The sequence below is a fragment of the Isoptericola sp. NPDC019571 genome (genome assembly GCF_044389385.1).
In the GTDB taxonomy this organism is placed as follows: Bacteria; Actinomycetota; Actinomycetes; order Actinomycetales; family Cellulomonadaceae; genus Isoptericola; species Isoptericola nanjingensis.
Window position 1 is genome coordinate 206,021 of sequence record NZ_JBIRXZ010000001.1, and the last position, 10,580, is coordinate 216,600.

The window sequence follows — 10,580 nt, forward strand, 5'->3', positions numbered from 1 at the left end:
CGCCCCCCCGACCGTCCCCCCCCCCCCGGCTGTCTCCCGCCCGCCCCCCGCGCCCCCCCCCCGCCCCCGCCCCCCCCCCCGCCGGGGCGCCCCGCCTCTCTATCTCGGCGGGGGTCAGACCGCCTTGCTGCTGACCCGGATGAACGTCGGGTTCGACTGCCAGATGCTGCGCTTGACGACGCCGACGCGCGGGTTGCCGGCGTCGATCTGCTTGCCGTCGCCGATGTAGATGGCGACGTGGCCGGGCGACCAGATCAGGTCGCCGGGCTTGGCGTTCTTGCGCGAGACCTTCGTGCCGACGTGCTTCTGCGCGGACGACGTGCGCGGCAGCTTCTTGCCGATCGCCTTCTTGTACACGTAGGAGGTGAAGCCCGAGCAGTCGAACGAGCTCGGACCGGTGGCGCCGGAGACGTAGCGGGCGCCGACCTTCGTCTTCGCGATCGCCACGACAGGAGAGCCGGGCTTCTTCGCGGTGGTCGTCACGGTGCGGCTGGACTTCGCGAGCAGCCTCGAGCCGCTCGGGTCCACCACCACGCGGACCTTGTTCTTGCCGACCTTGTGCATGGGCCAGCTCGGGTTGAACGTCGCCTTGCCGTGCCGGATCGTCTTGGTCGACTTGACCTTGCCGTTGATGACGAGCTTCGCCTTCCCGGCGATCGTCTTGCCGGCACGCTTGGCGGTGACGGTGTACACGGGGCGCTTGGACTTCCCCGAACCCTTGATCAGCGTCGTCTTGGTGGCCTTGAGGCTGACGGACGGCCGGGGCTTCGACGACGTCGAGGCCGCCTGGACCGCCGTGGCGGCCGGGGCCGCCGAGGCGTGGGGGGCGACGGCGACAAGACCGCCGCCGGTGAGGGCGCCGGCGACGGCGAGGGCGATGATCGCCCGGCGGGGCCGGCGAGCGGCCACGGCGGCGGTGCCGGGGCGCGCGGGGGCAGGGGACATGGACATGGGGCGTGACCTCCAGCCTGCGAGATGAGCTGTCGGGTGAGGCCGAGATCGTTGGCCCGCCACCAAGGTGGCTGAACCCCAAGGCCGGGAGCGTCCGGGCGGTGTGCCCGGGCGGCCGGCCGGAAGTGGGTCTCCCGCTGCTGCCGTGAGTTTCGTGGTCACCGGGACGCCGGCAGCACTCGGCTGCGTCCCGGTCGGCCGGCACCCGTTGCTAGGTGCGGTCGAGGGACGCTAACCCTGAGGACCCGTCGAGGTCACGTTCCGATAACAGGTCCGGCGTGTCGGTGGCGCGGGGGTCGACAGGCATCGGCGCTGGACGAGTCCGGTCAACACAGGCCGAACCGGACGCCGTGCCGTGATACCAGATGTGACGAAGGTCACTGTAAGAATCCACCCGTGGGGGGATATCAGAGACGTCGACCGGTCCGTGCGTCCGACCACGGTCGCAGGCTCAGCGCAGCAGGTCGGCCGTCCCCGGCGAGGCGGAGACCGCGACGCACAGCCCCGTGCGGTCGCCGGCCGCCCAGCCGTCCTCGGACGGGGTGAGGACGACGAAGGTCGGCCCCTCGTCCTCGCGGCCCGCGGCACCCAGCAGCCCGGGCCCGCAGTCCGCGGAGGCCTTGCGCACCAGCGCGTCGTGACCGGGCCACACCGCGCCCGCCGCGGAGTCCGTGCGCCCCACCACCTGCGCCCCGTGCTCGCTCGCGCACGGCACGACGGTCACCCGGCCGACGTCGCCGGGAGGCAGCTCCCGCAGGCACGACCCGAGCACGAGCTGCGCCGCGTTCACCTCGCGCGCCCCGGTCACCGCGGCCGGCACGGGGGCGGTCGCCCGGTCGCGCGCCGTCGCGACCCCGATCGCCACGGCGCCGCCGACGACCGCGAGCGCCACCACCGCCACGGCCGCACGACCCGCGACGCGGCGCGCCCGAACCGTGCCGGCGACCCCCGCCCGGGGCGTACCCGGCACGGCGTCGCCGGGCGCGGGCGCGGCGTCGTCGTCGCCGGTGCCCGGCAGGCCCAGGCCGGTGAGGCCGTCCGCCGGCAGCGCGCCCGCCGGCGTCGGCGCGGCGAAGACGGGCTCCGCGGGCGGCGGGGCGGAACCGGGTGCGGGCTCGTCCGCCGGGTGCTGCCGGTGCGGGGCGCGCCGGTCCGGGTCGTGCTGGTGCTGCTCCTCGGTCACGACGGGCTCCGCGCGTCAGGCCGGGTCGGCCAGGTCGAGGATCACCGGGACGTGGTCGCTGGCGCCCTTGCCCTTGCGCTCGTCACGGTCGATGACGACGCCGGTGACGCGCTCGCGCACGGCGGGGGAGGCGTAGGCGAAGTCGATGCGCAGGCCCTTGTTCCGGGGGAACGCGAGCTGCTGGTAGTCCCAGTACGTGTAGGTGTGCTCCGCGGGCAGGTGCTCGCGCGTCACCTCGGTGTACCCGGCGGTCGCGAACGCCGCGAACGCCTCCCGCTCGGCGGGGGTCACGTGGGTGTGGCCCTCGAACGCGGCCGCGTCGTAGACGTCCGTGTCGAGCGGGATGACGTTCCAGTCGCCGACCAGCGCGACCTGGGTGCGCGGGTCGTCGGCGAGCCAGCCTGCCGCGGCGTCGCGCAGCGCACCCAGCCACGCCAGCTTGTACGCGTAGTGGGGGTCGCCGATCGCGCGGCCGTGCGGCACGTACAGCGACCACACGCGGACGCCGCCGCAGGTGGCCCCCAGGGCGCGCGCCTCGACCGGCGGCGGCACGTCGAGCAGCGTCGTCGGCGCCTCGTCGGGCGTCACGTCGGGCGCCTCGGCCGGCGCGTCGTCGGGCACGGTGGCGGGAGCCTTGGCGAACCCGGGCTGCCCGGGGAACGACGTCTCGACGTCCGCGATCCCGACCCGCGACGCGATGGCGACGCCGTTCCACGCCGAGTGCCCGGTGTGCGCCACCTGGTAGCCCGCGGCCTCGAACGCCGCGTGGGGGAACTGCTCGTCGCGGGACTTGGTCTCCTGGATGGCGAGCACGTCGGTGCCCGAGCGCTCCAGGAAGGCGATCACCCGGTCGACGCGGGCACGGACGGAGTTGACGTTCCAGGTCGCGAGGCGCACGGGCGCCAGGCTACCGGCGGAGGCCGACGGCACCGGGCGGTCATCCCCACGTCGCGGTGTCGGGGTCGACGCCGTGGGCGCGGGCGGCCGCGTCGATCACCTCGCTCAGCCACGCCGTCAGGCCCGGGTGGCGCGCGTCGTGGTTCGCGGTGAACTCGGGGTCGGCGGCGTACATGCGCCCGATGACGACGTGCATGGCGGGCGTGACGTCGAAGTAGGCGCCGAGGGACGCGCGGTGGCGCTCGGCCAGCGCGTCGGCCGCCGCGCTGCCGGGCCGCACGCCGCGGCCCAGGGCGTCGGCGAGGGAGTCGAGGACGGCCTCGGCCTCCGCGGCGACCGCCCGCCACTCCTCGGAGGTGCGCTCGGCCGCCCGCTCGGCGAACTGGGCCCACTGGTCGGTGTCGCCCCAGAGCTCGCGGGCGCCGGCCGCCCACGACGGCTGCCAGTCGTCGCCGAACAGGGCGACCTGCTCCTCGGGCGTCAGCAGGACGCCGCGCTCGCGCGCCTCGACCAGCCGGTCGAGGGCGTCGGCCGCGCGCTCCAGCCGGCGCAGCCGCTCGCGCACGAGGTCGCGCTGGCGGCGCAGGGACGCGTCGGCGCCCTCGGGGGAGTCGAGCAGCGCCCCGATCTCGTCGAGCGGCACGCCGAGGTCGCGGTACAGGACGACGCGGTGCACGCGCGCCAGGTCGGACGCCGTGTACAGGCGGTAGCCGGCGGCCGTGCGCGCCGAGGGGCGCACCAGGCCGACGGCGTCCCAGTGGTGCAGGGTCCGGACGGTGACGCCCGCGGCCCGCGCCGCGGCGCCGACGGTGAGGTCGGGTCGGGAGGCCACATCGTCCAGTCTGCCCGGCGACGTCGCGGTGCGTCGTCGTCCTGGTGCAGGACGACGACGGACCGCGACGTCACGGGCGCCTTCACGCCTCGGCACCGAAGCCGAGCCGGTCCTGGACGTGCGCCGCCTCCGGGCTCGCCGGGTCCCACGGGCGGGCGGCGGTCATGACGACGCGCGTCCGCTCGGGGGTCACGACCTCCAGGTCGACGGTGCCCCACGGCTGCAGGCGCGGGCCCGTCGTGGAACCGGGAGAGACCTCCTCGCAGGCGACGGCGACGGCGTCGATCTCGCTCAGCACGCAGGAGAAGCTCACGCTCGACCGCCCAGGCCCGGGACGGGGCGCGGCGGCCTGCGGCGCCGGCACGAGGAGTACGTCCTGAAACGCCCAGCGGCGCAGGTGGGTGATCGTGCCCGGGGCGGTGAAGAGGTCGAAGAAGCCGAGGCCGCGCACCCAGAAGTCGGTGGACGCCTCGAGGTCGTCCGTCGGGACGGTGACGAACATCGGCATGCCGTAGATGCCACGGAACTGCTCCGGCGGCTGCACGCCAGGGCCGGGCCGCGGCACGGGGCTGATGCTGAACGCGGGGAAGGTGGTGTCGGTCATGCGGCCAGCGTGGAGCCTCACGTCGCGTGAGGGTCAACCTCACGGCGTCCGCCCTCTAGGCTGCCCCCATGGGTACCGCGCTCGTCACCGGCGCCACCGCCGGCCTCGGCCTGGAGTTCGTCTGGCAGCTCGCCACCGCGCGACACGACGTGGTCGTCGTCGCGCGCGACGCCGACCGCCTGGAGCAGGTCGCCGCGCAGGTGCGTGCGGCCGCCGGCGTGCGGGTGGAGGTGCTGCCCGCAGACCTGTCCGTGCCGGAGGACCTGGAGCGGGTCGCCGCCCGGCTCGCCGTCACCGGCGACGAGGAGGGCGACGACCGGCGCCCGGTGGGTCTGCTGGTCAACAACGCCGGGTTCGCGACGGCGCAGCCGTTCGTCGGTGGTGACCTCGCCGTCGAGGTGTCCGCCCTGGACGTCATGGTCCGGGCGGTGCTCGTGCTGTCGCACGCGGCCGCCGGGCAGATGACGAGCCGCGGGCGCGGCGCCATCCTCAACGTCGGGTCGATCGCCGCGCTGACCGCCGGCGGCACCTACGCCGCGGCGAAGGCTTACGTACGGTCGTTCACGGAAGGGCTGGCCGTCGAGCTCAAGGGCACCGGCGTCACGGCCACGGTGCTGAGCCCCGGGTTCGTGCGCACCGAGTTCCACGACCGGGCGGGCGTGGACATGTCCTCGATCCCGGACGCCGGCTGGCTCGACGCCCCGACCGTGGTCTCCGAGGCGCTCGCGGACGTGCGGCGCGGTGTCGTCATCTCGACGCCGTCGGTCCGCTACAAGGCGGCCGCGGCGCTGCTGCGCCTGGCCCCGCGCACGGCCGTCCGCGCCGTGGGCAAGTACCGCTGACCCGTACCCTGGTGCCCGTGACGACCACCGACTCCGCCTTCGGCCCCACGCCCCGCGAGCAGCTGCGCGACCTCATCACCGAGCTCGCCGTCGTGCACGGCAAGGTGACGCTGTCCTCCGGCAAGGAGGCCGACTACTACGTCGACCTGCGCCGGATCACGCTGCACCACCGCGCGGCTCCGCTCGTGGGCCACGTGCTGCTCGACCACCTCGAGGAGGTCGGCCTCGGCACGGCGGAGGTGGACGCCGTCGGCGGCCTCACGCTCGGCGCCGACCCGATCGCGGACGCGCTGCTGCACGCCGCGGCGTCGCGCGGGCAGGACCTCGACGCGTTCGTGGTCCGCAAGGCGGCCAAGGCGCACGGCATGCAGCGGCAGATCGAGGGCCCCGAGGTCGCGGGCCGCAAGGTCGTCGTCCTCGAGGACACGACGACGACCGGCGGGTCGCCCATCACGGCCATCGAGGCGCTGCGCGCCGCGGGCGCCGAGGTGCTCGGCTGCGCCACGATCGTCGACCGCGCCACCGGCGCCGGCGACAAGATCGAGGCCCTCGGCGTGCCCTACCACTACCTCTACGACCTGGCGGACCTGGGCCTCGCGTGAGCCGCCCGGCCGCGCGGCGGCCGAGCCTCGCGATCCTCGTCGTCCCGATGGCCGTCGTCGTCGCGGCGGCGGCGCTGGCCGGCTTCGGCGTGATCGACCTGTGGGTGGCGTCCGTGCTCGTGCCCGTCGCGGCGGTCGTCGCCGGGCTGGGGTACGTGCGCGCCCAGCGCCGGTTCGTCATGAGGCGCGGCGCGGACGTCGACCGGCTCGTCGCCGGTGGGCGGTGGGCGGCGCACGGCGGGACAGGGCAGCCCGAGGTACCGCGTGGCGTGCAGTCGTTCCCGAAGCGCGAGCCCCTCGACAGCGACGTCGGGCACACCGTCGGCGAGGCGCTGCGGACGCGGATCGACGGTCGCGACGTGTGGACGCTCGAGCTGGGCGTGCAGCGCCGCACCGGCGGCACGTTCACGGAGACGGGGGCCAGGGAGTCCGGCCCGGCGACCGTGTCCGACCCGTTCCACGTCGTCCTCACGCGCCTCGACCGCGCGCACGGACTCGTCGAGGTCTCCGCTGCGGGCATCGCCGACGCACTGCGGGCCGGCGTCGAGGTCGGCGTGCCGGACTTCGACCGCGCGTTCCGCGTGACCACCGAGAGCGAGCGCACCGCCCGCGCGTGGCTCGGCGACGGCGGCGGCGCGGCGCTCGCCCGCCAGGGCAAGGACGCCCTGCGCGGCGGTCGGCTGCGGCTCGACGGCGACACGTTGCTCTGGTGGCGCCAGGGTCATCAGGACCTGGACGCGCTGGACGACGTCTCGCGCCTCGTCGCGAGGGTCGCGGCGTTCGTGCCGCGCTGAGCGGCGCCGTCAGCCGCGGCGGCGGCCGAGCAGGAACCCGCCGCCCAGCCCGACCAGCAGGGCCCCCAGCCCGAACAGCACCCACATCAGCACGAGCCTCGACGACCCGGGCACGAACATCGTGTCGGACCGGGGGGCGTAGGCGAACCAGCCGAACGACGCGTAGCCGACAGGGCGGGTCAGTACCCAGAGGATCATGCCGGCGCCGACCGCGATCGCGAGCACGGCCGTCCAGGTACCACGTCGCGTCCGGGCGCTCGGCGGCCTGCCTTCGCCGGGAGCGTCGTCGTCAGACACGGTCGATCAGGTCGGCGATCGAGTCGACCACGTGCGACGGGCGGAACGGGTAGGTGTCCACCTCGGCGGCGGTCGTGGAGCCCGTCATGACGAGGAACGTCTCCAGGCCCGCCTCGATGCCGGCGACGACGTCGGTGTCCATGCGGTCGCCGATCATCGCCGTCACCTCGGAGTGGGCGTCGATCCGGTTGAGCGCGGAGCGGAACATCATCGGGTTCGGCTTGCCCACGTAGTACGGCGAGCGGCCGGTGGCGGCCTGGATCATCGCGGCGACGGCGCCGGTGGCGGGCAGGGGGCCCTCGGCGGACGGGCCGGTGGTGTCCGGGTTGGTGGCGATGAAGCGGGCGCCGTCGCGCACGAGGCGGATCGCCTTGGTGATGGCCGTGAACGAGTAGGTGCGCGTCTCGCCCAGCACCACGTAGTCCGGGTTCGACTCGGTGAGCGTGTACCCCGCCTCGTACAGGGCGGTGGTGAGGCCGGCCTCGCCGATCACGTACGCCGACCCGTTGGGGATCTGGTCCGTGAGGAACTGCGCGGTGGCCAGCGCGGACGTCCAGATCGCCTCCTCCGGGACGTCGATGCCCGACGTCGCGAGGCGGGCGCGCAGGTCGCGCGGCGTGAAGATCGAGTTGTTCGTGAGGACGAGGAACGGGCGCTCCGCGTCGCGCAGGGCGCGGATGAACTCCGGCGCCCCGGGGATGGCCTGGCCCTCGTGCACGAGGACGCCGTCCATGTCGGTCAGCCAGCACTCGATCCGTCGTTCGCTCACGCCGCTCACCCTAGTGGGCGGGGCGGCCCCGCGCGTGCGCCAGGATGGGCGCATGACGACGATCGCGGTGGTGGGCGGCACCGGTCAGGCCGGGCGCGCCGTGGTGCGGGAGGCCGCAGCGCGGAGCCACGAGGTGCGGGTGGTCTCGCGCCGGCGTCCCGCGGACCTCGAGCCCGGTGCGACGCACCACGCGGTGGACCTCCTCGACGACGACGAGGCGCGGGTCGCAGGCGCGCTCGCCGCGGCGTTCGACGGCGTGGAGGCCGTGGTCGACACCAGCAACGGGATGACGCCCGCCGCCCAGGCCGTCTTCACCGCGGGTGCGCGGCGGGTCGCGGACGCCGCGGGGCGCGCGGGCGTGGGTCGCGTCGTCGTGCTCTCGATCGCCGCGGTCGACCGCAGCGACTACGGGTACTACCGGGCGCACGCGGAGCAGGAGCGCGTCTACGCCACCGGGGCGGTGCCGGCGACGGTCGTGCGGGCCACCCAGTTCCACGGGTTCCTCGACCTCTTCTTCGGCCGCGACAGCCGCCTCGGGGCCTGGTCGCGGCTCGGGCTCCTGCCGTATCCGCGCGGCTGCCGCTTCCAGACGATCGACCTGCGTGACGTCGCCCGCGCGCTCGTCGACGCGGCCGAGGGTGCCGACCCGCTCGGGGTCGCGCCCAGCACGGGCCCGTCCGGCGCGCCGACCGCCACCGTCGGCGGGCCGCAGGTGCTCGACGCGCGCGCGATGGCCGGCTCCTGGCGCCGGGCGCACGGCTCCCGCCGGCTGCCGGTCGCCGTGCCGCTGCCCGGCCCGCTCGGGGAGTTCTTCCGCGCCGGGCGCAACCTCGTGCCCGACGCCGCGTCGGGCACGATCACGTACGACGAGTGGCTGGCCGGGCGGTGACCGGGACCGAGCGCGAGCCCGAGCGCGAGGTCGGCGTCGGCCCGTGGCCGGGCGGCCCGGACGCGTGGCCCCGCCTCGCGGACGGTGGTGCGCCGGACCCGCGCTACGACCCCGAGCTGCTGGCGCACGGCGACCGCCGCAACGTCGTCGACCGGTACCGGTACTGGACCGTCGAGGCCGTCGTCGCCGACCTCGACGCGCGTCGCCCTGCGGGCCGGGAGCTGCACGTCGCCATCGAGAACTGGGCGCACGACCTCAACATCGGGTCCGTGGTGCGTACGGCCAACGCGTTCAACGCGGCCGGGGTGCACGTCGTCGGGCGGCGGCGGTGGAACCGGCGCGGCGCGATGGTCACCGACCGTTACCTGCACACCCACCACCACCCGGACGCGGCGGCGCTCGCCGCGTGGGCGGCCTCGGGGGACGGCGGGGCCGGCCTGCCGGTGATCGGGATCGACAACGTGCCCGGCTCGGTGCCGCTGGAGGCCTCCGACCTGCCCGCGCGCTGCGTGCTGCTGTTCGGCCAGGAGTCCACGGGCCTGACGCAGGAGGCGCAGGCGGTGTGCGCCCACGTCCTGCACATCACCCAGCACGGCTCCACGCGGTCCCTCAACGCGGGGGCCGCGGGCGCCGTCGCGATGCACGCCTGGGCGTCGCGCTGGCTCGCGCCGTCTCACGGAGCCGACGGCATGTGACTCCCGTGACCCGGACGTGAGAAAATCCGGTTGCATGCGGGTCGCACGGCGCCCGTCGCGACGAAGCATCCCGCTGCATCCTCGTACGCCCCGTCATTGGAGTACCGCAGATGCCTATCGCAACCCCCGAGGTCTACGCCGAGATGATCGACCGGGCGAAGGCCGGCAAGTTCGCCTACCCCGCCGTCAACATCACCTCGTCGCAGACCGTGACCGCCGCTCTCCAGGGCTTCGCCGAGGCCGAGTCGGACGGCATCATCCAGGTCTCCGTGGGCGGCGCCGAGTACGCGTCGGGCTCCACCGTGAAGGACCGCGTCGTCGGCTCGCTGGCCCTCGCGGCCTACGCCACCGAGGTCGCGAAGAACTACTCGGTGAACATCGCGATCCACACCGACCACTGCGTCAAGAAGAACCTCGACTCCTGGGTGCGCCCGCTGCTCGCCCTCGAGGCGGAGCAGGTGAAGGCCGGCAAGAACCCGACCTTCCAGTCGCACATGTTCGACGGCTCGGACATCCCCCTGGACGAGAACCTCGTCATCGCCGCCGAGCTGCTCGAGCTCTCGCAGGCCGCGCGCACCATCCTCGAGATCGAGGTCGGCGTCGTGGGTGGCGAGGAGGACGGCCACGAGGCCGAGATCAACGAGAAGCTCTACACGACGGCCGAGGACGGCCTCGCCACCGTGCGCGCCCTCGGCGCCGGCGAGAAGGGTCGCTACCTCACGGCCCTCACCTTCGGCAACGTGCACGGCGTGTACAAGCCGGGTGCCGTCAAGCTCCGCCCGTCGATCCTCGCGGACATCCAGAAGGCCGTCGGCTCGGAGATCGGCAAGGAGAACCCGTTCGACCTCGTGTTCCACGGCGGTTCGGGCTCCACGGCCGAGGAGATCTCCGAGGCGGTCGACAACGGTGTCATCAAGATGAACATCGACACCGACACGCAGTACGCGTTCTCGCGCCCTGTCGCGGACCACTTCTTCCGCAACTACGACGGCGTCCTCAAGGTGGACGGCGAGGTCGGCAACAAGAAGGCCTACGACCCGCGCGCCTGGGGCAAGCAGGCCGAGGCCGGCATGGCCGCCCGCATCGTCGAGGCCGCGCAGCAGCTGCGCTCCGCCGGCCACAAGATGTGACCCTCCCCGCGAGATAGAGAAGCTCCTCGCCGAGATAGAGAAGCCCGGGGGGGGGGGGGGCGCGGGGGGGGGGCCCGCGGCGGGGGGAAAGCGGG

Annotated in this window: 13 protein-coding genes; 6 read left to right on the plus strand and 7 right to left on the minus strand. The window is 74.6% G+C overall.

Annotated elements, in window-relative coordinates; translation table 11 throughout:
• Nucleotides 1-114 precede the first annotated feature (114 nt).
• The 5 genes from ACH443_RS00950 to ACH443_RS00970 all read right to left on the minus strand — a co-directional run bounded on the left by ACH443_RS00950 (nucleotide 115) and on the right by ACH443_RS00970 (nucleotide 4,467).
• The gene (locus ACH443_RS00950) at nucleotides 115-951 is read right to left on the minus strand and encodes a C40 family peptidase (RefSeq protein ID WP_429766137.1); all 837 of its coding nucleotides are present in this window, start codon (nucleotides 949-951) and stop codon (nucleotides 115-117) included.
• Between the two features lie 451 nt (nucleotides 952-1,402).
• Nucleotides 1,403-2,134, minus strand: a complete 732-nt coding sequence (locus ACH443_RS00955) for a septum formation family protein (protein WP_430558030.1) — start codon at nucleotides 2,132-2,134, stop codon at nucleotides 1,403-1,405.
• A 15-nt stretch (nucleotides 2,135-2,149) separates the two neighbouring features.
• The gene (locus ACH443_RS00960) at nucleotides 2,150-3,031 is read right to left on the minus strand and encodes an exodeoxyribonuclease III (protein ID WP_430589220.1); all 882 of its coding nucleotides are present in this window, start codon (nucleotides 3,029-3,031) and stop codon (nucleotides 2,150-2,152) included.
• A 40-nt stretch (nucleotides 3,032-3,071) separates the two neighbouring features.
• Nucleotides 3,072-3,863: a MerR family transcriptional regulator gene (locus ACH443_RS00965; protein WP_430589221.1), complete on the minus strand. Its 792-nt coding sequence runs from the start codon at nucleotides 3,861-3,863 to the stop codon at nucleotides 3,072-3,074.
• A gap of 82 nt (nucleotides 3,864-3,945) precedes the next feature.
• A complete protein-coding gene (locus ACH443_RS00970; RefSeq protein ID WP_430589222.1) occupies nucleotides 3,946-4,467 on the minus strand; it encodes a VOC family protein in 522 nt (173 codons plus the stop codon).
• A gap of 68 nt (nucleotides 4,468-4,535) precedes the next feature.
• Between ACH443_RS00970 and ACH443_RS00975 the strand changes: the two genes are divergently transcribed.
• Genes ACH443_RS00975 through ACH443_RS00985 form a run of 3 tightly spaced genes read left to right on the plus strand, consistent with a single transcriptional unit; the run spans nucleotide 4,536 to nucleotide 6,705 of the window.
• Nucleotides 4,536-5,309: an SDR family NAD(P)-dependent oxidoreductase gene (locus tag ACH443_RS00975; RefSeq protein WP_429766128.1), complete on the plus strand. Its 774-nt coding sequence runs from the start codon at nucleotides 4,536-4,538 to the stop codon at nucleotides 5,307-5,309.
• A gap of 17 nt (nucleotides 5,310-5,326) precedes the next feature.
• Entirely contained in the window at nucleotides 5,327-5,911 is a 585-nt protein-coding gene (gene pyrE, locus ACH443_RS00980; protein ID WP_430589223.1) for an orotate phosphoribosyltransferase, read from the plus strand.
• Nucleotides 5,908-6,705, plus strand: a complete 798-nt coding sequence (locus ACH443_RS00985; RefSeq protein WP_430589224.1) for a hypothetical protein — start codon at nucleotides 5,908-5,910, stop codon at nucleotides 6,703-6,705. Before pyrE ends, ACH443_RS00985 begins: the two co-directional genes overlap by 4 nt.
• A gap of 9 nt (nucleotides 6,706-6,714) precedes the next feature.
• Here the strand turns inward: ACH443_RS00985 and ACH443_RS00990 are convergent, their stop codons facing one another.
• Nucleotides 6,715-6,930: a hypothetical protein gene (locus ACH443_RS00990; RefSeq protein ID WP_429766124.1), complete on the minus strand. Its 216-nt coding sequence runs from the start codon at nucleotides 6,928-6,930 to the stop codon at nucleotides 6,715-6,717.
• Between the two features lie 64 nt (nucleotides 6,931-6,994).
• Nucleotides 6,995-7,735 (minus strand): HAD-IIA family hydrolase, encoded by a 741-nt coding sequence (locus tag ACH443_RS00995; RefSeq protein ID WP_429766296.1) that lies wholly within the window; start codon nucleotides 7,733-7,735, stop codon nucleotides 6,995-6,997.
• Nucleotides 7,736-7,823: 88 nt separating this feature from the next.
• Between ACH443_RS00995 and ACH443_RS01000 the strand changes: the two genes are divergently transcribed.
• The 3 genes from ACH443_RS01000 to fbaA all read left to right on the plus strand — a co-directional run bounded on the left by ACH443_RS01000 (nucleotide 7,824) and on the right by fbaA (nucleotide 10,485).
• Complete coding sequence (locus ACH443_RS01000) at nucleotides 7,824-8,660, plus strand: SDR family oxidoreductase (protein ID WP_430589225.1); 837 nt, start codon at nucleotides 7,824-7,826, stop codon at nucleotides 8,658-8,660.
• Nucleotides 8,657-9,355, plus strand: a complete 699-nt coding sequence (locus ACH443_RS01005) for a TrmH family RNA methyltransferase (RefSeq protein WP_430589226.1) — start codon at nucleotides 8,657-8,659, stop codon at nucleotides 9,353-9,355. The genes ACH443_RS01000 and ACH443_RS01005 overlap by 4 nt, the downstream gene beginning before the upstream one ends.
• A gap of 110 nt (nucleotides 9,356-9,465) precedes the next feature.
• On the plus strand, nucleotides 9,466-10,485 hold the full coding sequence (fbaA, locus tag ACH443_RS01010; protein ID WP_429766120.1) for a class II fructose-bisphosphate aldolase: 1,020 nt from the start codon (nucleotides 9,466-9,468) through the stop codon (nucleotides 10,483-10,485).
• The last annotated feature ends 95 nt before the right edge of the window (nucleotides 10,486-10,580 follow it).

Coding starts and splice junctions, on each gene's coding strand:
- ACH443_RS00950 (WP_429766137.1), bottom strand. CDS start 951: ATGTCCATGTCCCCTGCCCCCGCGCGCCCCGGCACCGCCGCCGTGGCC.
- ACH443_RS00970 (WP_430589222.1), bottom strand. CDS start 4,467: ATGACCGACACCACCTTCCCCGCGTTCAGCATCAGCCCCGTGCCGCGG.
- ACH443_RS00975 (WP_429766128.1), top strand. CDS start 4,536: ATGGGTACCGCGCTCGTCACCGGCGCCACCGCCGGCCTCGGCCTGGAG.
- ACH443_RS00995 (WP_429766296.1), bottom strand. CDS start 7,735: ATGGACGGCGTCCTCGTGCACGAGGGCCAGGCCATCCCCGGGGCGCCG.
- ACH443_RS01000 (WP_430589225.1), top strand. CDS start 7,824: ATGACGACGATCGCGGTGGTGGGCGGCACCGGTCAGGCCGGGCGCGCC.
- fbaA (WP_429766120.1), top strand. CDS start 9,466: ATGCCTATCGCAACCCCCGAGGTCTACGCCGAGATGATCGACCGGGCG.